This is a genomic window from Variovorax sp. GW460-12-1-14-LB1 (assembly GCF_059423605.1).
Map to the genome: position 1 here is coordinate 1 of NZ_JBWKYF010000021.1, position 19416 is coordinate 19416.

Annotated in this window: 24 protein-coding genes; 13 read left to right on the forward strand and 11 right to left on the reverse strand. The window is 69.5% G+C overall.

Annotated features, from left to right (window positions below; translation table 11 throughout):
• The 4 genes from panB to AC07Y4_RS13165 all read left to right on the forward strand — a co-directional run.
• Window positions 1–873 (forward strand): 3-methyl-2-oxobutanoate hydroxymethyltransferase (gene panB / locus AC07Y4_RS13150; protein ID WP_495274646.1); only part of this gene is annotated, 873 nt, incomplete at its 5' end.
• A gap of 19 nt (window positions 874–892) precedes the next feature.
• Complete coding sequence (gene panC / locus AC07Y4_RS13155; RefSeq protein ID WP_495274647.1) at window positions 893–1735, forward strand: pantoate--beta-alanine ligase; 843 nt, start codon at window positions 893–895, stop codon at window positions 1733–1735.
• Window positions 1732–2370: a 7-carboxy-7-deazaguanine synthase gene (gene queE / locus AC07Y4_RS13160; protein ID WP_307696249.1), complete on the forward strand. Its 639-nt coding sequence runs from the start codon at window positions 1732–1734 to the stop codon at window positions 2368–2370. Before panC ends, queE begins: the two co-directional genes overlap by 4 nt.
• Window positions 2371–2409: 39 nt before the next feature.
• Window positions 2410–2772, forward strand: coding sequence for a 6-carboxytetrahydropterin synthase (locus AC07Y4_RS13165; protein ID WP_062477101.1), 363 nt, complete (start codon window positions 2410–2412; stop codon window positions 2770–2772).
• Between the two features lie 10 nt (window positions 2773–2782).
• Here AC07Y4_RS13165 and nadA read toward each other — a convergent pair whose 3' ends face one another.
• The 6 genes from nadA to AC07Y4_RS13195 all read right to left on the reverse strand — a co-directional run bounded on the left by nadA (window position 2783) and on the right by AC07Y4_RS13195 (window position 7133).
• Entirely contained in the window at window positions 2783–3898 is a 1116-nt protein-coding gene (gene nadA, locus AC07Y4_RS13170; RefSeq protein ID WP_495274648.1) for a quinolinate synthase NadA, read from the reverse strand.
• A 6-nt stretch (window positions 3899–3904) separates the two neighbouring features.
• A complete protein-coding gene (gene nadC / locus AC07Y4_RS13175; RefSeq protein ID WP_487847817.1) occupies window positions 3905–4783 on the reverse strand; it encodes a carboxylating nicotinate-nucleotide diphosphorylase in 879 nt (292 codons plus the stop codon).
• 23 nt (window positions 4784–4806) lie between these two features.
• On the reverse strand, window positions 4807–5847 hold the full coding sequence (locus AC07Y4_RS13180) for an NAD(P)H-dependent glycerol-3-phosphate dehydrogenase (protein WP_495274649.1): 1041 nt from the start codon (window positions 5845–5847) through the stop codon (window positions 4807–4809).
• A 28-nt stretch (window positions 5848–5875) separates the two neighbouring features.
• A complete protein-coding gene (gene secB, locus AC07Y4_RS13185; RefSeq protein ID WP_056578332.1) occupies window positions 5876–6340 on the reverse strand; it encodes a protein-export chaperone SecB in 465 nt (154 codons plus the stop codon).
• Between the two features lie 128 nt (window positions 6341–6468).
• Window positions 6469–6729 (reverse strand): glutaredoxin 3, encoded by a 261-nt coding sequence (gene grxC, locus AC07Y4_RS13190; RefSeq protein WP_062477087.1) that lies wholly within the window; start codon window positions 6727–6729, stop codon window positions 6469–6471.
• A 20-nt stretch (window positions 6730–6749) separates the two neighbouring features.
• Window positions 6750–7133, reverse strand: a complete 384-nt coding sequence (locus AC07Y4_RS13195; RefSeq protein ID WP_370681259.1) for a rhodanese-like domain-containing protein — start codon at window positions 7131–7133, stop codon at window positions 6750–6752.
• Window positions 7134–7238: 105 nt separating this feature from the next.
• Here AC07Y4_RS13195 and gpmA point away from each other — a divergent pair, with 105 nt between their 5' ends.
• From gpmA to AC07Y4_RS13210, 3 genes are all read left to right on the forward strand, one after another.
• Window positions 7239–7982 carry a 2,3-diphosphoglycerate-dependent phosphoglycerate mutase gene (gpmA, locus tag AC07Y4_RS13200; protein ID WP_013543140.1) on the forward strand — a complete coding sequence of 248 codons (744 nt, stop codon included), beginning with the start codon at window positions 7239–7241 and terminating at the stop codon, window positions 7980–7982.
• 123 nt (window positions 7983–8105) lie between these two features.
• A complete protein-coding gene (locus tag AC07Y4_RS13205) occupies window positions 8106–9548 on the forward strand; it encodes a S41 family peptidase (protein WP_495274678.1) in 1443 nt (480 codons plus the stop codon).
• Between the two features lie 82 nt (window positions 9549–9630).
• Window positions 9631–10395, forward strand: coding sequence for a HesA/MoeB/ThiF family protein (locus tag AC07Y4_RS13210; protein WP_307637116.1), 765 nt, complete (start codon window positions 9631–9633; stop codon window positions 10393–10395).
• Window positions 10396–10426: 31 nt separating this feature from the next.
• On the opposite strand, the gene AC07Y4_RS13215 is transcribed toward AC07Y4_RS13210, so the two are convergent.
• Window positions 10427–12448 (reverse strand): AsmA family protein, encoded by a 2022-nt coding sequence (locus AC07Y4_RS13215; protein WP_495274650.1) that lies wholly within the window; start codon window positions 12446–12448, stop codon window positions 10427–10429.
• A 257-nt stretch (window positions 12449–12705) separates the two neighbouring features.
• Between AC07Y4_RS13215 and AC07Y4_RS13220 the strand changes: the two genes are divergently transcribed.
• Complete coding sequence (locus AC07Y4_RS13220) at window positions 12706–13110, forward strand: response regulator (protein ID WP_307696255.1); 405 nt, start codon at window positions 12706–12708, stop codon at window positions 13108–13110.
• A gap of 7 nt (window positions 13111–13117) precedes the next feature.
• On the opposite strand, the gene AC07Y4_RS13225 is transcribed toward AC07Y4_RS13220, so the two are convergent.
• Window positions 13118–13750, reverse strand: coding sequence for a response regulator (locus tag AC07Y4_RS13225; RefSeq protein ID WP_007837167.1), 633 nt, complete (start codon window positions 13748–13750; stop codon window positions 13118–13120).
• A 130-nt stretch (window positions 13751–13880) separates the two neighbouring features.
• On the opposite strand from AC07Y4_RS13225, the gene AC07Y4_RS13230 reads away from it, so the two are divergent.
• From AC07Y4_RS13230 to AC07Y4_RS13250, 5 genes are all read left to right on the forward strand, one after another.
• Window positions 13881–15251: a CHASE3 domain-containing protein gene (locus AC07Y4_RS13230; protein WP_062477077.1), complete on the forward strand. Its 1371-nt coding sequence runs from the start codon at window positions 13881–13883 to the stop codon at window positions 15249–15251.
• A gap of 204 nt (window positions 15252–15455) precedes the next feature.
• Window positions 15456–15620 (forward strand): DUF1328 domain-containing protein, encoded by a 165-nt coding sequence (locus AC07Y4_RS13235; RefSeq protein ID WP_070063586.1) that lies wholly within the window; start codon window positions 15456–15458, stop codon window positions 15618–15620.
• A gap of 54 nt (window positions 15621–15674) precedes the next feature.
• Window positions 15675–16049 (forward strand): hypothetical protein, encoded by a 375-nt coding sequence (locus AC07Y4_RS13240; RefSeq protein WP_062477074.1) that lies wholly within the window; start codon window positions 15675–15677, stop codon window positions 16047–16049.
• Between the two features lie 52 nt (window positions 16050–16101).
• The gene (locus AC07Y4_RS13245; RefSeq protein WP_062477071.1) at window positions 16102–16485 is read left to right on the forward strand and encodes a hypothetical protein; all 384 of its coding nucleotides are present in this window, start codon (window positions 16102–16104) and stop codon (window positions 16483–16485) included.
• Window positions 16472–16984, forward strand: coding sequence for a hypothetical protein (locus AC07Y4_RS13250; protein ID WP_495274651.1), 513 nt, complete (start codon window positions 16472–16474; stop codon window positions 16982–16984). The genes AC07Y4_RS13245 and AC07Y4_RS13250 overlap by 14 nt, the downstream gene beginning before the upstream one ends.
• A gap of 80 nt (window positions 16985–17064) precedes the next feature.
• Here the strand turns inward: AC07Y4_RS13250 and AC07Y4_RS13255 are convergent, their stop codons facing one another.
• The 3 genes from AC07Y4_RS13255 to AC07Y4_RS13265 form a co-directional block, all read right to left on the reverse strand.
• Window positions 17065–17559: a BON domain-containing protein gene (locus AC07Y4_RS13255; protein ID WP_062477068.1), complete on the reverse strand. Its 495-nt coding sequence runs from the start codon at window positions 17557–17559 to the stop codon at window positions 17065–17067.
• Window positions 17560–17694: 135 nt separating this feature from the next.
• Window positions 17695–18519 carry a DUF429 domain-containing protein gene (locus AC07Y4_RS13260; RefSeq protein WP_495274652.1) on the reverse strand — a complete coding sequence of 275 codons (825 nt, stop codon included), beginning with the start codon at window positions 18517–18519 and terminating at the stop codon, window positions 17695–17697.
• 13 nt (window positions 18520–18532) lie between these two features.
• Window positions 18533–19414, reverse strand: a complete 882-nt coding sequence (locus AC07Y4_RS13265; protein ID WP_095949357.1) for a DMT family transporter — start codon at window positions 19412–19414, stop codon at window positions 18533–18535.
• Window positions 19415–19416 lie beyond the last annotated feature (2 nt).

Genomic DNA, 19416 nt, shown 5'->3' on the forward strand with positions numbered 1-19416 from the left:
TCCGAAGCCCCGCCCGCCTCGCCCTACGGCACGTTGCCGCCCGCCTCGCCCCTGGCACAGCGCAAGCCCGTGAGCCTGCCGCGGCTGGCCGACATGCATGCGCGCGGCGAGAAGATCGCCATGCTCACCGCCTACGACGCCACCTTCGCGGCCATGGCCGACGCGGCCGGCATCGACTGCCTGCTGGTCGGCGACTCGCTCGGCATGGTCTGCCAGGGCCTGAACAGCACCGTGGGCGTGAGCCTGGAGGCCATGCGCTATCACACCGACAGCGTCTCTCGCGGCCTGCGCCGCGTGCAGGGCACGACCTGGCTCATCGCCGACCTGCCCTTCGGCAGTTACCAGGAATCGCGCGAGCAGGCCCTGGCCAGCGCCACCGTGCTGATGCAGGCCGGCGCACACATGGTCAAGCTCGAAGGCGGCGGCTGGACCACCGAGACCGTGCGCTTCCTGGTCGAGCGCGGCATTCCCGTGTGCGCCCACCTGGGCCTGACGCCGCAGACCGTGCATGCACTCGGCGGCTACCGCGTGCAGGGCAAGGGCGACACCGCCGGCGCGCTGCTCAAGCAGCAGGCCCACGCGCTGCAGGACGCCGGCGCCGCCATGCTGGTGCTCGAGATGGTGCCGGCCGCGCTGGCCGCCGAACTCACGGCCGAGCTGACCCGCTGCGCCACCATCGGCATCGGCGCCGGCAAGGGCACCGCGGGCCAGGTGCTCGTGCTGCACGACATGCTGGGCATCAACCTCGGGAAGATGCCGAAGTTCGTGCGCAACTTCATGGCCGACGCGCCGGGCGTGCTGCCCGCGCTGCAGGCCTACGTGCAGGCCGTGAAGAACGGCAGCTTCCCCGACGACCGCCTCCACGCCTGGTAAGCACAGAAGGACACCGACCATGTACATCGCCAAGACCATCGACGAACTGCGCCAGCACCTGTCTTCCAGCCAGCGCCCCGCCTTCGTGCCCACCATGGGCAACCTGCACGAGGGCCACCTCGCGCTCGTGCGCCAGGCCAAGCCGCTGGGCGACGCCACGGTGGCGAGCATCTTCGTGAACCGCCTGCAGTTCCTGCCGCACGAAGACTTCGACACCTACCCGCGCACCTGGGACAGCGACTGCGAGAAGCTGCGCGCCGCCGGCTGCGACGTGCTGTTCGCGCCCGACGAGAAGGCGCTCTACCCCGAGCCCCAAACCTGCAAGGTGCACCCCGATCCGGCGCTGGCCGACCTGCTCGAAGGGCACTTTCGCCCGGGCTTCTTCATCGGCGTGTGCACGGTGGTGATGAAGCTGTTCCAGTGCGTGCAGCCGCGCGTGGCCGTGTTCGGCAAGAAGGACTACCAGCAGCTCATGATGATCCGCCACATGGTGCGGCAATTCGCGCTGCCGATCGAGATCGTGGGCGGCGAGACCTTCCGCGCCGACGACGGCCTGGCGCTCTCGTCGCGCAACGGCTACCTGAGCGCCACCGAACGCGCCGAGGCCGTGCAGCTGTCGAAGGCGCTGCGAGACATGGCCGAGGCCGTGCGCGCCGGCGAGCGCGACGTGGCCGCCCTCGAGGCGCGCGCCATGCAGTCGCTCGCGCAGCGCGGCTGGCAACCCGACTACGTGGTGCTGCGCCGCCGCGCCGACCTGCAGGCGCCGCAACCCGGCGATGCGCTCGTAGCCCTGGCCGCCGCGCGGCTGGGCAGCACGCGGCTCATCGACAACCTCGAAATCGACACTCCTCTTTCGGCATGACCTACAGCGTCAAGGAAATCTTCTACACGCTGCAAGGCGAAGGCGGCCAGGCCGGCATGCCGGCCGTGTTCTGCCGCTTCGCCGGCTGCAACCTCTGGACCGGCCGCGAGGAAGACCGCGACACGGCCGTCTGCCGTTTCTGCGACACCGACTTCGTCGGCACCGACGGCACGCTGGGCGGCAAGTTCAAGAACGCCGACCAGCTCGCCGACACCATCGCCGCGCAATGGCCCGCCGGCGACACCGCGCACCGGCTGGTCGTGCTCACGGGCGGCGAGCCGCTGCTGCAGGTCGATGCGGCGCTGGTCGACGCGCTGCACGCGCGGCACTTCCGCATCGCGGTCGAAAGCAACGGCACGGTCGCCGCGCCCGCGGGCATCGACTGGCTGTGCATCAGCCCCAAGGCCGGCGCGCCGTGGGTGCAGCAGCGCGGCCAGGAGTTGAAGCTGGTGTGGCCGCAGGCCGGCATCGACCTCGATGCAATGGCACGCACCGGCGAATTCACGCACCGTTTCCTGCAGCCGATGGACGGGCCCGACCGGCTCGCCAACACCGAGCTGTGCATCGCCGAATGCATGAAGCAGCCGGTGTGGCGCCTGAGCGTGCAGACCCACAAGATCACGGGCATCCGCTGACGCGCGGCCCCTTTCAGTTTCGAGTTTCTTTTTTTGACGATGCGCTTCACCATCAGCCAACGCTTCTTCTTCGACGCCGCCCACACGCTCAAACGCGAGATCGAGGTCGAAGGCAGCCGCCGCATTCACGGCCACACCTACCACGCGGAGGTGTGGCTCGCGGGCGAGCGCGACCCGGTGACGGGCATGGTGATCGACCTGGGCCTGCTGCGCCGCCGGCTCGAGGACGTGCGCGAGCAGCTCGACCACCACCTGCTGGACGACGTGCCGGGGCTGCATCCGCCGACGCTGGAGAACCTGTGCGTGTTCATCGCCGACGCACTGCCCGACCTGCGGCCGTCGCTGGCGCGCGTGCGCGTGTGGCGCGAGGCGCTGGGCGACAGCTGTACGGTGGAGTTCTAGCCGCCGCCGGTCAGGCGGCGCCGATGCCGGCAACCAGGCTGCCCGGCGCCTGGCCGTTCTTCAGCCCAGCGGTGAACGCCAGCATGCGGTCGATCGGCACGCGCGCGCGCACGCCCAGTGCCGGATCGACGTGGATCTCGCCCGCGCCGGTCTCCAGCGCGTTCGCCAGTTCGACCAGCCCGTTCATCGCCATCCACGGGCAGTGCGCGCAGCTCTTGCAGGTGCCGCCGTTGCCCGCCGTGGGCGCTTCGATGAAGGTCTTGCCGGGATTCAGCGTGCGCAGCTTGTGCAGCATGCCGGTGTCGGTCGCGACGATGAACTCGGTCGCGTCGAAGCGCTGCGCCGCGTTCAGGATCGCCGAGGTGGAGCCCACCGCGTGCGCCAGCGCGATCACGTCCGAGGGCGACTCGGGGTGCACCAGCACCTTGGCCTTCGGGTGTTCCTTCATGAGCAGCTCGAGTTCGAGCGCCTTGAATTCGTCGTGCACGATGCACGCGCCGTTCCAGCTGACCATGTCGGCGCCGGTCTGGCGGCGGATGTAGTCGCCCAGGTGGCGGTCGGGGCCCCAGAGGATCTTCTGGCCGGCCGCATGCAGCGCGTTCACCACGTCGAGCGCGCAGCTGGAGGTGACGAGCCAGTCGGCGCGCGCCTTCACGGCCGCGCTGGTGTTGGCGTAGACCACCACGGTGCGGTCGGGGTGCTGGTCGCAGAAGGCGCTGAAGGCGTCGACCGGGCAGCCCAGGTCGAGCGAGCAGTTGGCGTCCAGGTCAGGCATCAGCACGCGCTTTTCGGGCGAGAGGATCTTCGAGGTCTCGCCCATGAAGCGCACGCCCGACACCACCAGCGTGGTGGCGGCGTGGTCGCGGCCGAAGCGCGCCATCTCGAGCGAATCGCTCACGATGCCGCCGGTTTCCTCGGCCAGGTCCTGCAGGTCGGGGTGCACGTAGAAGTGCGACACCATCACCGCGTTGCGCTCGCGCAGCAGGCGGCGGATGCGGTCCTTCAGCGCGACGCGCTCGTCGGGCGAAGGCTCGGGGGGCACGCGGGCCCAGGCGTGGCGCGTGTCGCAGACCGCGCCTTGCGCGGGCTGTTCGTAGTCGACATCGATGACGGAAGCGGTCGTCATGGCGGTTCAGTGGGTCAGGAAGCGCATCGAGTAGTCGATGGCCTTCACGTCCTTGGTCAACGCGCCGATCGAGATCCGGTCGACACCGGTCTCGGCCAGGGCGCGCAGGCCGTCGAGCGTGACGCCGCCCGAGATCTCGAGCACGGCCTTGCGGCCCTCGCCCACGGCGTCGTTCAGGCGCACGGCCTCGCGCAGCGTGGGCAGGTCCATGTTGTCGAGCAGCACCATGCGGGCGCCGGCGTCCAGCGCTTCCTGCAGCTGGGCCAGGGTCTCGACCTCGACCTCGACGAACGCGGCCTGCGCGGCCACGGGCGCCACCGCGCGCAGGGCGGCAGCCACGCCACCGGCCGCGGCGATGTGGTTTTCCTTGATGAGCACCGCGTCGTACAGGCCGATGCGGTGGTTCAGCCCGCCGCCCGTGCGCACCGCGTACTTCTGCGCCAGGCGCAGGCCCGGCAGGGTCTTGCGGGTGTCAACGATGCGGGCACGGGTGCCCTTCACGGCGTCGGCGTACAGCGCGGTCTTGGTGGCGACCGCGCTCAGCAGCTGCAGGAAGTTGAGCGCGGTGCGCTCGGCCGTCAGCAGCGCGCGGGCGCCGCCTTCGATTTCGAGCACGGGCTGGTCGGCGGCGCAGCGCTGGCCCTCGCCGCACAGCCAGGTGATGCGCGCCTGCGGATCGAGCCGCCGCACGGTGGCCTCGACCCAGGGCGCGCCGCACACCACGGCGGTTTCGCGCGCGAGCACGCGGGCATGGGCGGTGCGGGAGGCGTCGACCAGCGAGGCGGTCAGGTCGCCGTCGGCGACGTCTTCCTGCAGGGCGCGGGCGACGTCGGACTCGGCCAGCGCGGCGACGGCCGACGCCGAGAAATCAAAGCGAGGGCTCATGTCTCTGGAATCTCTAATCTTCTTCAGGAGGAATGGCGCGAGGCCGGGCCGGCGGGCGGCTGCACCGACTCGGGCACCGGGTCGCGCCCGGTCAGCGCCGCCACGGCGTCGCGCGGGCTCACCTGGCCGTCGAGCAGCGCGACCACGCCTTCGGCGATGGGCATCTCGATGCCCAGGCCGCGCGCGCGCTGCACCACGGTGCGGGCGCAGTACACGCCCTCGGCCACGTGGCCCAGCGAATCGACGGCCTGCGCCAGCGTGCGGCCCTGGGCCAGCAGCAGCCCGACCTTGCGGTTGCGCGACAGGTCGCCGGTGGCGGTCAGCACGAGGTCGCCCAGGCCCGACAGGCCCATGAAGGTGTCGGCGCGGGCGCCGAGCGCCAGGCCGAAACGGGTCATCTCGGCCAGGCCGCGGGTGATCAGCGCCGCGCGGGCGTTGAGCCCGAGCGCGAGGCCGTCGCACAGCCCGGTGGCGATGGCGAGCACGTTCTTCACAGCGCCGCCGACTTCGACGCCGACGATGTCGTCGTTGGCGTACACGCGCAGGGCCGGGCCGTGGAAGGCATCGACCAGCGCATCGCGCACGCCGGCGTGCGGGCTGGCGGCCACCAGCGCGGTCGGGCGCCCTTCGGCGACCTCCTGCGCAAAGCTGGGGCCGCTGAGCACGCCCGCCTTCAGTTCAGGCGCGACCTGCGCCCAGATCTCGTGGGCGAGCAGGCCGAAGGCGGTGGGAGAGGCATCGAGCGCGGGCTCGACGCCCTTGCACAGCCACGCCACCTGGGCGCTGGTGCCGCGCAGGGCGATCAGCTGTTCGCGCAGGGCGGCCATGGGCGTGGCCACGATGACGAGGTCGGCCCCGGCCTGCGCCTGGGCGATGTCGCCCGCGCGCACGGCCAGCGAGGCCGGCAGGGCCAGCCCGGGAAGGTAGCGGGTGTTTTCACGCGCGGCCGACATGGCGTCGGCCTGGGCGGCGTCGCGCGCCCAGAGGGTGACCTCGTGGCGGGCCGCCGCGTTGACTGCGACGGCCGTGCCCCAGGCACCGGCGCCATGAACGCAGATCTTCATCGTGCGCTGGCGGCGTCGTGCGGCCGGTTTACTGGGCCAGGGTGGGGGCAGCCTGGCCGGCGGCCTGGGCTTGCTGCTGCTCGTACATGGCCTGGAAGTTGATTTCGGCCAGGTGCACGGGCGGGAAGCCGCCGCGCTGGATCACGTCGGCCACGTTGCCGCGCAGGTACGGGTAGACGATCTGCGGGCAGGCGATGCCCAGGATCGGGCCCATCTGGTCTTCCGGCAGGTTGCGGATCTCGAAGATGCCGGCTTGCTTGGCTTCGACCAGGAACACGGTGCGGTCTTCGATCTTGGTCTGCACGGTGGCCGACACGGTGATCTCGAAGATGCCGTCGGCCACGGGCTGGGCGTCCACGCCGAGCTGGATGTCGACGGTGGGCTGGGTCTGCTCCAGCAGGATCGCGGGCGAGTTGGGTTGTTCGAGCGACAGGTCCTTGAGGTAGACGCGCTGGATCTGGAACACGGGATCTTGGGCTTGCTGGTCGGCCATGGCTGAACTTTCGAGGATCAAAACAATGCCCGCCGGGGAGAGGGTCCCGCAGCGGGCTGCAGATGAGGGAACAAACGATTATCGCCCGACGGCCCGCGCACTTTCGTGACGCCCGGCCGCGTGGGACTTCAGGCGCCTTGCAGCAGCGGGACCAGGCCGCCGCGGCTGTCCAGGGCCATGAGGTCGTCGCAGCCGCCCACGTGGGTGTCGCCGATGAAGATCTGCGGCACCGTGCGGCGCTGGGTGATCTCCATCATGGTGGTGCGGGCTTGCGGGTCGGTGTCGATGCGGATCTCTTCGATCTGCTCGACGCCCTTGGCCTTGAGGATCTGCTTTGCACGCGTGCAGTACGGGCAGACGGCGGTGGTGTACATCTTGACGGCTTGCATGCGCTCTACCTTGGGAACAATCAGGCTTTTTCAACCGGCAGGTTGGCCTCTTTCCAGGCCTTGAGCCCGCCAGCGACGGCTTGGGCCTGCTCGTAGCCGAGCTTCTTGGCCGTGGCCACGGCGCGCTGGGCGCGGGCGCCGGTGGCGCACACTAGCAGCAGCGGCACGTTCTTGTTCTTGACCGTGCTGGCCAGCTTCTCGTCCAGCAGGTTCAGGGGCACGTTCTTGGCGCCGATCATGTGGCCGGTCGCAAATTCTTCGGGTTCGCGCACGTCGACCAGCACCGCGCGTTCGCGGTTGATGAGCTGCACGGCGCCCTGGGCCGTGAGCGTGCCGCCGCCCGCACCCCGGAGCATCGGCCAGGCCAGCATGCCGCCCGAGGTGAGCGCCATCAGGATCAGCATCCAGTTCGCGGTGACGAATTCGATCAATTTCACGGGGGTTCCTTGGATGGCAAACCCGGGATTTTAGAATGCTGGTTTTCCCACGCGCTGCCAAAGGCCTCCGACATGCACAAACTGGTACTGATCCGCCACGGCGAATCGACCTGGAACCTCGAAAACCGCTTCACCGGCTGGACCGACGTCGACCTGACCGAGACCGGCGTCGAGCAGGCCAAGCAGGCCGGCCGGCTGCTCAAGGCCGAGGGCTACGACTTCGACGTGGCCTACACCAGCGTGCTCAAGCGCGCCACCCGCACCCTCTGGCACACGCTCGACGAACTCGACCGCACCTGGCTGCCCGTGGTGCACTCCTGGCGCCTGAACGAGCGCCACTACGGCGGCCTGCAGGGCCTGAACAAGGCCGAAACCGCCAAGAAGTACGGCGACGAGCAGGTGCTGGTCTGGCGCCGCAGCTACAGCACCCCGCCGCCGCCGCTGGAAGCGGACGACCCGCGCAGCGAGCGCTCCGACGTGCGCTACGCCAAGCTGTCGCCCGAGCAGATCCCGCTGACCGAATGCCTGAAGGACACGGTGGCGCGCGTGCTGCCGTTCTGGAACGAATCGATGGCCCCGGCCATCCGCACCGGCCGCCGCCTGGTCGTGGCCGCGCACGGCAACTCGATCCGCGCGCTGGTGAAGTACCTGGACGGCATCTCGGACGACGCCATCGTCGGCCTGAACATCCCGAACGGCATCCCGCTCGTGTACGAGCTGGACGACGACCTCAAGCCCCTGCGCCACTACTACCTGGGCGATGCCGCGGCCGCCGAAAAGGCCGCCGCCGCGGTGGCTTCGCAGGGCAAGGGCTGAAGACGTAAGCAAAAGAAGAAAACCCCGCCTGCCGGTTCCTCCGTGGAACCCCGGCAGGCAATTTGCTTCCAAGCTGTGTATATTGGTTCGACAGCCGTCGACATACAGGACATTTCACTCATGATGGGCCAGAAACTGAAGATCACCGGCTGGGTCGCCGCCGGCGCCGTTGCTGGCGTCCTGACCACCGTCTCGCTGCAGACGGTCGCGCGGGGTTCGCTCGCGCCGCTTCCGCTCGAGGAATTGCAGCAGCTCGCGGCCGTCTTCGGGATGGTCAAGAGCGACTATGTCGAGGCGGTCGACGAGAAGAAACTCATCTCGGACGCCATCTCGGGCATGGTCGCCGGGCTCGATCCGCACTCGCAGTACTTCGACAAGAAGTCCTTCAAGGAATTCCGCGAGGGCACCACGGGCCGCTTCGTCGGCGTGGGCATCGAGATCTCGCAGGAAGACGGCCTCATCAAGGTCGTCTCCCCCATCGAGGGCTCGCCGGCGTTCCGCGCCGGCTTGAAGCCGAACGACCTGATCACCAAGATCGACGACACCGCCGTGCGCGGCCTGTCGCTGAACGAAGCCGTCAAGCGCATGCGCGGCGAGGCCAACACCAAGGTGCTGCTGACCATCTTCCGCAAGGACGAGAGCCGCACCTTCCCGGTCACGATCACGCGCGAGGAAATCCGTACCCAGTCGGTGCGCGGCAAGATGATCGAGCCGGGCTACGGCTGGATCCGCCTGTCGCAGTTCCAGGAGCGCACGGTCGACGACTTCGTCAAGAAGATCGAGGAGCTCTACAAGGAAGACCCGAACCTCAAGGGCCTGGTGCTCGACCTGCGCAACGACCCGGGCGGCCTGCTCGACGCGGCGGTGGCGGTGTCGGCGGCCTTCCTGCCCGAGAACGTCACGGTGGTCACCACCGACGGCCAGCTGGCCGAAAGCAAGTCGATCTACAAGGCGGCGCCCGAGTACTACCAGCGCCGTTCGGGCAGCGACCCGCTGCGCAACCTGCCGGCCGCGATCAAGAACGTGCCGCTGGTGGTGCTGGTGAACGAAGGCTCGGCCTCGGCCAGCGAGATCGTGGCCGGCGCGCTGCAGGACCACAAGCGCGCCACCATCATGGGCAGCCAGACCTTCGGCAAGGGCTCGGTGCAGACGGTGCGCCCGCTCGGCCCGGACACCGGCCTGAAGATCACCACCGCGCGCTACTACACGCCCAGCGGCACCTCGATCCAGGCCAAGGGCATCGTGCCCAACGTGCTGGTCGACGAAAGCGCCGAGGGCAGCCCCTTCGCCGCCCTGCGCATGCGCGAGGCCGACCTCGAGAAGCACCTGGCCAGCGGCCAGGGCCCCGAGGTGAAGGACCCCGAGCGTGAAAAGGCCCGCGACGAAGCCCGCAAGCGCCTCGAGGAAGAAGCCAAGAAGCCGCCGCAGGACCGCAAGGTGCCCGAGTTCGGCACCGACAAGGACTTCCCGCTGGTGCAGGCGCTCAACCGCCTGAAGGGCCAGCCGGTGCTCGTCAGCAAGACGCAGGTCATCGTCGACAACAAGGACGAGAAGAAGGAAAACTGATCCCGGCGAGCGGGCCGCACGCACCGTGCGGTTCGCGCCACCGGCGTTTTCCCCTCCCCCGCACAGGCCCAGGCAGGCGCGCATGGACGATCACGACCTGCTGCGCTATTCGCGGCACATCCTCCTCGAAGAATTCGGCATCGACGGCCAGGAACGCGTCAGCGCCGGGCGGGTGCTCGTCATCGGCGCCGGCGGGTTGGGCTCGCCGGTGGCCCTGTACCTCGCGGCAGCGGGGGTCGGCCACATCGTGCTGGTCGACGACGACGAGGTCGATCTCACCAACCTCCAGCGACAGGTCGCTCACACGCAGGCGCGAGTCGGCCAGCCGAAGGTCGCATCGGCCGCGCAGGCCATGCGAGACATCAACCCCGGCATCGCCATCGAGACCCACGCCGTGCGCGCCGACGAAGCGCTGCTGTCGCGGCTCGTGGCTGAGGCCGACGTGGTGGTCGATTGCTGCGACAACTTCGCCACCCGGCAGGCCGTGAACCGTGCCTGCGTGGCGCACGCCAAGCCGCTGGTGGCGGGCGCGGCGATCCGTTTCGACGGCCAGCTGAGCGTGTACGACACGCGCGACGCGGCCTGCCCCTGCTACGCCTGCCTGTTCCCGCCTGAGGCCAGCTTCGAGGAAACCCGCTGCGCGGTGCTCGGCGTGTTCGGCCCGGTGGTCGGCACCATCGGCACGCTGCAGGCCAGCGAGGCGCTCAAGCTGCTGGCGGGCATCGGGCCGTCGCTGGCGGGCAAGCTGCTGATGTTCGACGGGCGCAGCACCGGTTTCGACACGCTGCGCGTCTCGCGCGACCCGCACTGCAGCGTCTGCGCGCAGCGGCCCCAGGCCGGCGCCTGAGCGCCCGCCTTCTTCTTTCTCGAGTTCTTTCTCAAGGCTGGCGAGCCCCCTTGGCCCGCGCGGCACCGCGCGCGGCGGCCCCGGCCGTGGGCCGGTTCGCCAGCGCCAGCACGCCCGTGCAGTCGGCGTTCTCGCCGGGGCCGGTCTCGATGGTCGCGGCCAGTGCCAGCAGCGGGTTGATGGCGCCCAGCGCCAGCGCCGCCAGACCGCGGCCGGCCAGCGGCCCGATCTCGACGCCGCCCTTGGGAGCGCCGAAGGTGCCGCTCACGACCAGTGGCGTGCGCAGCGACAGGAAGCTCGCGCTCTTGGGCTCGGGCCGGATCACGAAGTCCAGCGTCTCGGTCGCGAGATTGGCCTGGCCGGTGGCGGTGAAGACGGCGTTGGTGGTGTCCAGCACCAGCGTGCGCCCGTTCATCACGCCCTTGTTCACGTCGAAGGCCAGCGCCGCGCAGCGCAGCTCGACGTCGCGGTCGCCGCGCAGCAGGAACTTCAGGATGTCGCCGCCCACCAGCGTCGCGAACACGGGCATCAGGTTGCCGAACTGGCCGCGCCCCGACAGCACCGCCATGTCGCCCGATGCGCCGCCCAGCCAGCTGGCCACCGAATTGCCGGCGCCCGACAGGTTGATGCGCCCGTCGAGCCGGCCGACGCTGTTGCCCGAGTTCTCGAGCTTGGGAATGAGCCGCGCCAGCCGCAGGCCGCGCACATCGAGCGAGGCGCGGATGTCCGCCGGCGTCTTGGTGGCGTCGATGCGGATCGCGCCCACGAGCTTGCCGTTGGCCACGCCCAGGTCGAGCGGGTCGAGCGACAGCACGCCGTCGGTCAGCCGGATCTTGACGCTGCCGCGGTCCAGCGGCACTTCGCGCACGTTGCGGATGCGCTCGGCCGTGTAGGCCACGTCGGAGTTCATGGCGTGCAGCCGCCCGAAGTCGAAGGGCGTGGTGGGCAGCACCTTGCCGCCGGGCGGTCGCTTGGGCTGGGCCGAGGCGACCGGCGCCACGCCTTCCACCGCGTTGGCGGAACGCGCCGTGGGCGGCAGGCCGATCAGCGGGCCGAGGTCGTCCATGTCCATCACGCGCGAGCGCAGCGTGCCCGACAGGCGCGGCACCTTGCCGGCCTGGTCGAAGGCCATGTCGCCGCCGATGTCCGACAGGCCCAGCCGGCCGTTGAGCCCCGCCGCCTCCCAGAGCTTGCCGCGCTTGCGCAGCCCGCCGCTCAGCGCATAGGGCGGGGTCTGCGGCAGCACGATGCCGGTCAGCGGGTACAGCGCGCTCAGCGTCTGGCCCTTGACCTGGAACGTGGCGTCGATGCCGTCGAAGCCTGCGAGCTGGGCCACCGTGCCATTGGCCTTGAGCCGGGTCTGGCCGGCGGCGGCGTTGATCTCGAGCGGGAACGGCGGCGCGCCCGCGGCGTTGATCTGCAGCACGTTACCGGTGCGCCCGTCGGCCGTGAGCGGCTGGCCCTTGTAGCGGCCCTTGATGCGGTAGTGCAGCGGCAGCTCGCCGCGGGTGCTGTCGTAGTCCAGGTCGGCGTGCACGTCGACGCCCAGGTGCGTGGCCAGGAAGTCGACGGCGCCCTTGTCGACCTGGATCAGGCCGATGGTGGGCACGGTGCCGGTGTCGGAGGTGTCCTTGCCGAAGGCCCAGGTGCGGCGCCCGTCGGGTTCCATCTGCAGGCCGACGGTGGGCGCGGTCAGCGCCAGGCTCGGAATGACCACCCGCTTGTCGATCAGCGGCCACAGGCGGATCTCGAAGCTCGCGCGCTCGGCCTTCACCAGGTAGGGATCGCGCGCCCAGTCGGGGTTGGCGAATTCGATGCCGTCGACGTGGATGGTGGCGGCCTTCCAGCCCAGGTCCACGTCGAGCCGGCGGGTGATCTCGAACTTGCGCCCGGTCTTCTCGCTCACGAAGCGGTTGAGCGGCTCACGCAGCGTGTCCCACGGAAAGAAGGCCACGAGGAGCGCGAACGCGGTCAGCAGGACGGCGACCAGCAGCACGAAGACCGCCAGCAGCTTCTGCCAGCGCGGCCGGGTGCGAAGGGATTGGGTTGCCATGGTCGATTCTTACCCGGATGCGCACCCGAAGCGGGTCGGCGGCGGGCCGCAGACCCCGTGCGGCTTGGCCTACGGGCGGGCGCGAGGCGGCGTGGAGACAGCCGCCTGCACATGCGTCAGAACCCGCCTACAACGCGCGGCCCTCGAACCCTGCATGATCCGCTGCGGGAAAGCCTCAATGTCCATGGGCAGGCTCTCTCCTCCGCAGGGCGCTTGGACACGAGCACCTGCCCACCTCAGAGGAAGCGCGGTTCGGCATGGATTCCAGATTGCAGACCTACGTTGTCGAAGACAACCCCACGATCCGTGAAAACCTCATCGGCACTCTGGAAGAGCTCACCTGCACCACGGTCGTGGGCTTTGCGGAAACCGAGCAGCACGCGCGCGACTGGCTGCACGCCCATGCCGACGAGTGGCACCTGGCCATCGTCGATCTCTTTCTCAAGCAGGGAAGTGGCCTGGGCATCCTGCAGGCCTGCCAGTCGCGCAAGCCCGGCCAGAAGGTGGTGGTGCTCAGCAACTATGCGACGCCCGACATCCGGCGCCGCTGCGCCGAGTTCGGGGTCGACGCGGTGTTCGACAAGTCGAACGAGATCGACGCACTGGTCGACTTCTGCATCCGCCAGGCCGCCGCGCTGCGGTCCGCACCCGGCGATGCCTAGGCGCGGCTCAATCGATGAGCTTGTTCTTCAGCGCGTAGTAGGTCAGGTCGCTGTTGGAGGACAGGTTCATCTTCTCCATCAGCCGCGTGCGGTAGGTGCTCACCGTCTTCACCGACAGCGACAGCGTCTTGGCGATGTCGCCGGCGGTCTCGCCCTTGGCCAGCTTCAGGAACACCTGGAACTCGCGCTCCGAGAGCTGCTCGTGCGGCGCGGCGTCGTCCTTGCGGTCGAGCTGGCGGGCCAGCAGTTCGGCCACGGCGGGCGTGATGTAGCGCCGGCCCAGCGAGATGGTGCGAATGGCGTTCACGATCTCGATCGGATCGCACTCCTTGTTGAGGTAGCCGCTGGCGCCCTGACGGATCAGGTTCATCGCATAGTGCTCCTCGGGGTAACCGCTGAGGATCAGGATGCCCACGTCCGGCGCCTTGGCGCGGATCATGGCAAGGGCATCGATACCGCTTTGTCCCGGCATGGAGAGATCCATCACCAGCACGTCCAGTTCGGTGGTGCGTACCAGCTCGATGGCTTCACGGCCGCTCGCTGCCTCGCCCGCCACGCGCAGGTCCACGTGCTCGGAGAAGAACTGCCGGAGGCCCGATCGCACGATGGCGTGGTCGTCCACAATTCCAATTTTGATCATCTGTTACTTTCGTCGTTGTGCCGCAGCTTTGGAAGCCGCAGCATGCCGGTCCCTGATTGTTATCAATTATTCACGAAGTTGCATTGAATGCGACCCTAAGGGTGTCATGCACTGGTTAGCCCCCCAAAAAATGGCCGTGAGCCTCTTGCTCGCGGCGCTGGCCGCACTGGCCCTCGTGGGCATCAACGAGGCAGGATACCGGCAATCGAGCCGCGCCCTGGCGGACATCGACGAGGCGCAGCAGATCCGCGGCACGCTCAACCAGATCCTGCAGAACATGCTGGACGCCGAAACCGGCCAGCGCGGCTTCCTGCTCACGGGTGAAGCCGCCTACCGCCAGCCCTACGACATCGCGGTCAAGCAGGTGGACGGCAACCTGGCCACGCTGCGCCAGCTGTACGCCGAACGCCCGGCCGAGCGCACCCAGCTGTCCGAGCTGTCCAAGCACGTGCTGCGCAAGATCGCCGAGATGGACATGAGCGTGCGGCTGCGCCACGAGGGCAACGAGGACGCCTGGAAGTTCGTCATGACCACCGACGTCGGCCGCGAGGAGATGGAAGCCATCCGCGCCACGGCCAACGAGCTGGTGAAGACCAGCAACGCGACGCTGCAGGCCGGTCAGCTGCAGGTGATGAAGTCGCTGCAGCTGGCGCGCGTCGGCACCGGCATCGTGGCGCTCGCGGCGCTGATCGCCTTCTTCCTGTACCTGCGCCAGACGCACGCGCTGCGCTCCGTGGGCGAGCGCCAGCAGGAAGCGCTGCAACGCGAACGCAACGCGCTCGAGGACGAGGTGCGCGAGCGCACCGCCTCGCTGGCCGAGCTCGCCACCCACCTGCAGGACGTGCGCGAGACCGAGCGCGGCTACCTGGCGCGCGAGCTGCACGACGAGCTGGGCTCGCTGCTCACGGCCGCCAAGCTCGACGTGGCGCGGCTGAAGTCGCGCCTGGCCGACTCGCCCGACGCGATCCAGCGGCTGCAGCATCTGACCGAGCTGCTCAACAGCGGCATCGCGCTGAAGCGCCGCATCATCGAGGACCTGCGGCCTTCGTCGCTCTCCAACCTCGGGCTGGTCGCCTCGCTGGAAATCCTGGGGCGCGAGTTCGGAGAGCGATCGGGGCTGGAGATCGAAATGGCGCTGGAGCCCGTGACCATGGACGAGTCGCGCCAGCTCACGATCTACCGCATGGTGCAGGAGAGCCTGACCAACATCGGCAAGTACGCCGAGGCGAGCGAAGCCACCATCGTGCTGAAGAACTACGCCAACCACGTGATCGTGGAGGTGGCCGACAACGGCAAGGGCTTCGACGCGCAGCGCATGCGTCCGTCGACGCACGGCCTGGCGGGCATGCGCCACCGGGTCGAGGCGGCGCGCGGCAAGCTCACCATCACCTCGGCGCCCGGCCAGGGCACGCGGCTCACCGCGATGCTGCCGGTGGTGAAGCCGGCACCGCAGGCCGGCACGCCGGCGAGCCCCGACACCCCCGCGTCGCGCGGTGCCTGACGCAGGCGCTGGCATTTCTTCACGCCCCGGGCCTGCGGCGACTCGGTCGCCTCCTACGCACCCCCGCCCCGGTCGCTGACAGGGCCGATGCGGCCCTGCCCTTAAGGTGGGTCCTGTGTCATCCGGCACCGGGCCGCGTCTTCAGCGATGCGCCCGGATGCATGGTTTCAAACCACAAAGAGGGAAGCCTCGAAGGAGTTCCGCATGCTGCACTACGCCGTGGTATTTCTGGTCATCGCACTCATCGCTGCCGTGTTCGGCTTCGGTGGCATTGCCGCCAGCGCGGTGGGGATCGCCAAGGTCCTTTTCATCATCTTTGCCGTGCTCGCCATCGCCAGCTTCCTGGCCGGCTTGCTACGACGCAAGTAGCGTAGTTACGATCCACAGGCTCCCGCATTTCATCTTCCCGGAAAGGACTCTCCCATGAACACGACCAAGACCCCTTCGCAACTCGCCGACGACGTGCGCCAGACCGCCCAGGAAGCGGCCGAAACCACCCGCGCCTACGCTCAGAACGCGGTGAATGCGGCGGGCGAAAAGGTCCGCGAACTGCGCCGCGACGCCGAACCGGGTGTCGAGCAGTTGGCCGCACGCGTGCAGCAAGCCGTGCAGCGCGGTCTCGACGCCGCTTCGACCACCAGCGCCCGCGCGCACCGCCGCATCGAGCAGGCCGCCGACGTGACCGGCCGCTACATCTCCGACCAGCCCGTGCGCTCGGTGCTGCTGGCCGCCGCGGCCGGCGCGGCCATCACGGCACTGATCGTGCTGGCCAGCCGCCGCAACCGCGACGACTACTGATCCGCTGTTGCATCGCCACTGAACGACCGACCCCGCCCGACCACCCTCGCACATGCTTCATCCGATCTTCTCGACGGTGCTCGGGCACCCGGAGCTCATTGCCGATCACATCGCCAACTACGCCGCCCTTGTCCGGCAGGAGAGTGCCGTGGCAGGACGCGGCCTGGTTGCCCGACTGGTCGCGGGCGTTCTGGCAGTGGCCACCGCCGTGCTCGCCCTCGGGCTGATCGGCGTGGCCGTGCTGCTCGGCGTGCTGCACGGCAGCTTCCACTGGGTGCTGGTGGCCGTGCCTGCCGTGGCAGTGGTCATCGCGGCGATCTGCACCTGGATCGCCACCCGCCCGAGTCCGAACTACGGCTTCGACGATCTGCGCGCCCAGCTGGCCGCGGACCTCGACGCGCTGCATGCCGCCGGAGCCCGCCATGAGCAGCCCTGATCCCCGCCGCCCTGCCGCATCGCAGTTGACCCCGCAGCAGCGGCTGGCCATTTCGCGCCGTGCGCTCGTGCGGCAACTGAACGGCGGCGAGCCGGACGCACCGGCGCCGCATCGCGCCTTTGCCGCTGGCGAGGCCGACGACGATCTCGAATACGCACACACCGACGCGGACGATGCGCCACCCGCCTCGCCGGGGCGCCGTCACAACGTCTGGAGCGCCATGGCGCGCGGCGTGGTGCAGCGCTGGTGGCGCCGCCATCCCGCGCACGCGGCGGGCCAGCTGGCCCGCCCCCTGCTCGAACACTATGCTCGCACCGAGCCCGTCAAGCTCATGGCCGCCGCGGCCGCCACGGGCTCGCTGCTGGTGCTCGTGCGGCCCTGGCGGCTGCTCTCGGCCACGGCCGTGATCGCGGCGGTGCTCAAGACCTCCGATGTGGCCGACCTGGTCAACACGCTGCTGCAGAAGCCTGGGCGGCCGCCGCGGCAAGACCCGCCCTGACGCCACGCCAACGCGTGGCATGCAGACAAGAAAAAGCCCGGTCGAACCGGGCTTTTTGCTGGGCGCGGCGGAAGGGCCGGTCAGCCCTTCACTTCGAGCTGGTTGTTCACTGACTTCACGCCCTGCACGGCCTTGGCGATCTCCTCGGCGCGCGACTTGGCGGCGGCCGTCGGGGCCGGACCCTTGAGGCTCACGGCGCCGCCCTTGGTGTCGACGTCGATCTTGATCGCGCTCAGGTCCGGGTCCTTGGCCAGGCCGGCCGAGACCGAGGCGGTGATCGCGGCGTCGTCGACCGTGGCGGTCACGGCGGCGGTGGCGTCCTTGGCGGCTTCCTTCACATCGGCCGTGGCGCCGGCCATGCCGGTCTTGGCATCGGCCGCGGCCTGTTCGGTTTTGGCCTTGGCATCGGAGGCCGCCTGCTCGGTCTTGGCGACGGCGCTGTCGAGCTTCTCACCGGCGGTCTGGTTGCCCGGCTTGTCGCAGGCGGCCAGGGTCAGCGCGGCGCCGGCTGCGAGCACGGCGAGCCAGGTGCGCGAGGTGGCAAAGGGAGCGAGGGAACGGTTCGACGTTGTCATGGGAAATCCTCCTGCGGTCGGAATGGGTGCATGGACCGGCTTGGTCCACGCCAGTCAATCTAGTCCCCGCCGCCTGCGCCCGGGTGTCGCCGCAGGCCCGAAGCGCTGTAGGACAAGCAAGCGACGGCAGGCGGCTCAGGCGCTGACGATCCAGCCTTCGAGCGGGTCCATGGACCCCGGCAATCCATAGCCCGGCCCGGGGCTGCCGGCGCGCTGGCGGGCCCAGGCGGCCTGCAGCAGGCACAGCACCGCATCGAGCGCGTCGCCCTTGGCGTCGGCGCGCAGCCCGTCGCGCTGCGCGGCCGTGAGCTGGAGGCGCAGGCCGAGCCGCGTGCGCCCGGCTTCCAGCGCGGCCAGCAGGTCGGTGCGCGCGGCTTCGCGCTCGGGCGACTGACGCGCGAGGTCGTCGCTCTTGTAGCTGCGCCGGCCGATCAGCTCGCGGGCCAGCAGTCCGGGATACGCCTCCAGCGCGATGCGTTCCTTGTGGGTGCCCGTGTGCAGGCCCGGCAAGGTGGCGCCGGCGGCGAGCAGGCGCGGCACACCGGCGTGCAGCATGTAGGCGACCGGCGGGTTCACCCACTTCATCGACGGGCTCGAGCCAGCCGGCGCGTCGGTCGCACGGTGCGCGAACTTGCCGCCGACCGGACGCGCCGCGCAGAAGGCGACGAAGGTGTCGCGAATCTCGGCGCGGCTCAGGCCGGCGTAGTGGGCGATCAGCGCATCCCATGCGGTCGGCCACTGCAGATGCTCGACCAGTTCGCGTGGCAGGCCGAAGGGAAAGTCGAACCCGCCGACCCAGGCGGGCGTGCTGTTGTCGAGCCACAGGCCCCAGGCGTTGAGCGTGGCGAAACGGTGCAGGCCAGTCAGCGTGACGGCGTCCGTGCCGGCCAGTTCACCGACGGCCACGACGATGGGTTTGCGGGCGGTCGGTGCGCTCGAGAAATCGCAGCCGAAGAGCATCGCCCGCCTTCGGTCAACCCAGTGCGAGCGCGATCACGCCGGCCGCGATGAACAGCGCGCCCAGCAGCCGCAGCATGCGGTCGCCTTCGCGCAGCAGGTGCCCGCCGATCAGCGCGGCGAACAGCATCGACACCTCGCGCGCCGGCGCGACGTGCGAGATGGGCGCCTGTTGCACCGCGTACAGCACCAGCACGTACGAGACGGGGCTGATCGCCGCCACCAGCAGCGCGTACTTCCACTGTTCACGCCACATGCGCACGGTGGTCGCGCGGTCCTGCAGCGCGGCGGGCAGCAGCAGCACGAGGCGCACGAAGTTGCTCATGTAGTCGAGCAGGATCGGCGACATCGCGAGGAACTTGACGGCGTAGCTGTCGGTGACCGTGTAGGCCGCGATGAAGGCACCGGTCAGCACGCCGTAGCGCATGCCCTTTTGCACGCGCTCGCGTTGCACCGGGTCGTGCTTCTTGTGAAAAAGGCGCGGGCCGCCGGCCACCAGGAACACGCCGAGCACCACGCCGAAGATGCCGGCCACGCCGACGAGGCTGATCTTCTCGCCCAGGAACAGGATCGCCACCAGCGACGACAGCAGCGGCCCCGAGCCGCGCGCCAGCGGATAGACCACCGTGAGGTCCGACTTGCGGTAGCCGCGCAGCAGCACGACGTAATAGAAGACGTGCAGCACGCCGCTCAGCACGATGAAGGCCCATTCCTTCGTGCCCCAGGTCGGCACGACGCTCCAGCCGAGCGTGACGCCCACGGGCGCCCACACCACGGCCATGAACACGCCGCTCTGGAACGCGAAGCGCGAATCGCCGTTCGCCTTCTTGGCGGCGATGTTCCAGCTGGCATGGATGACCCCGGCCAGCAGGATCAGTGCGAAAGCGGAAAGGGGCACCC

Bases quoted from the DNA above. Each gene is read 5' to 3' on its own strand.
- nadC (WP_487847817.1), bottom strand. From the start codon at position 4,783: ATGAGCCCTCGCTTTGATTTCTCGGCGTCGGCCGTCGCCGCGCTGGCC.
- AC07Y4_RS13230 (WP_062477077.1), top strand. From the start codon at position 13,881: ATGGCCGTGAGCCTCTTGCTCGCGGCGCTGGCCGCACTGGCCCTCGTG.
- AC07Y4_RS13225 (WP_007837167.1), bottom strand. From the start codon at position 13,750: ATGATCAAAATTGGAATTGTGGACGACCACGCCATCGTGCGATCGGGC.
- AC07Y4_RS13260 (WP_495274652.1), bottom strand. From the start codon at position 18,519: ATGCTCTTCGGCTGCGATTTCTCGAGCGCACCGACCGCCCGCAAACCC.
- AC07Y4_RS13215 (WP_495274650.1), bottom strand. From the start codon at position 12,448: ATGGCAACCCAATCCCTTCGCACCCGGCCGCGCTGGCAGAAGCTGCTG.
- AC07Y4_RS13235 (WP_070063586.1), top strand. From the start codon at position 15,456: ATGCTGCACTACGCCGTGGTATTTCTGGTCATCGCACTCATCGCTGCC.
- AC07Y4_RS13165 (WP_062477101.1), top strand. From the start codon at position 2,410: ATGCGCTTCACCATCAGCCAACGCTTCTTCTTCGACGCCGCCCACACG.
- AC07Y4_RS13180 (WP_495274649.1), bottom strand. From the start codon at position 5,847: ATGAAGATCTGCGTTCATGGCGCCGGTGCCTGGGGCACGGCCGTCGCA.
- grxC (WP_062477087.1), bottom strand. From the start codon at position 6,729: ATGCAAGCCGTCAAGATGTACACCACCGCCGTCTGCCCGTACTGCACG.
- AC07Y4_RS13255 (WP_062477068.1), bottom strand. From the start codon at position 17,559: ATGACAACGTCGAACCGTTCCCTCGCTCCCTTTGCCACCTCGCGCACC.
- AC07Y4_RS13245 (WP_062477071.1), top strand. From the start codon at position 16,102: ATGCTTCATCCGATCTTCTCGACGGTGCTCGGGCACCCGGAGCTCATT.
- nadA (WP_495274648.1), bottom strand. From the start codon at position 3,898: ATGACGACCGCTTCCGTCATCGATGTCGACTACGAACAGCCCGCGCAA.
- queE (WP_307696249.1), top strand. From the start codon at position 1,732: ATGACCTACAGCGTCAAGGAAATCTTCTACACGCTGCAAGGCGAAGGC.
- AC07Y4_RS13195 (WP_370681259.1), bottom strand. From the start codon at position 7,133: ATGCTGATCCTGATGGCGCTCACCTCGGGCGGCATGCTGGCCTGGCCG.
- panC (WP_495274647.1), top strand. From the start codon at position 893: ATGTACATCGCCAAGACCATCGACGAACTGCGCCAGCACCTGTCTTCC.
- AC07Y4_RS13240 (WP_062477074.1), top strand. From the start codon at position 15,675: ATGAACACGACCAAGACCCCTTCGCAACTCGCCGACGACGTGCGCCAG.
- gpmA (WP_013543140.1), top strand. From the start codon at position 7,239: ATGCACAAACTGGTACTGATCCGCCACGGCGAATCGACCTGGAACCTC.
- secB (WP_056578332.1), bottom strand. From the start codon at position 6,340: ATGGCCGACCAGCAAGCCCAAGATCCCGTGTTCCAGATCCAGCGCGTC.
- AC07Y4_RS13220 (WP_307696255.1), top strand. From the start codon at position 12,706: ATGGATTCCAGATTGCAGACCTACGTTGTCGAAGACAACCCCACGATC.
- AC07Y4_RS13210 (WP_307637116.1), top strand. From the start codon at position 9,631: ATGGACGATCACGACCTGCTGCGCTATTCGCGGCACATCCTCCTCGAA.
- AC07Y4_RS13250 (WP_495274651.1), top strand. From the start codon at position 16,472: ATGAGCAGCCCTGATCCCCGCCGCCCTGCCGCATCGCAGTTGACCCCG.
- AC07Y4_RS13205 (WP_495274678.1), top strand. From the start codon at position 8,106: ATGGGCCAGAAACTGAAGATCACCGGCTGGGTCGCCGCCGGCGCCGTT.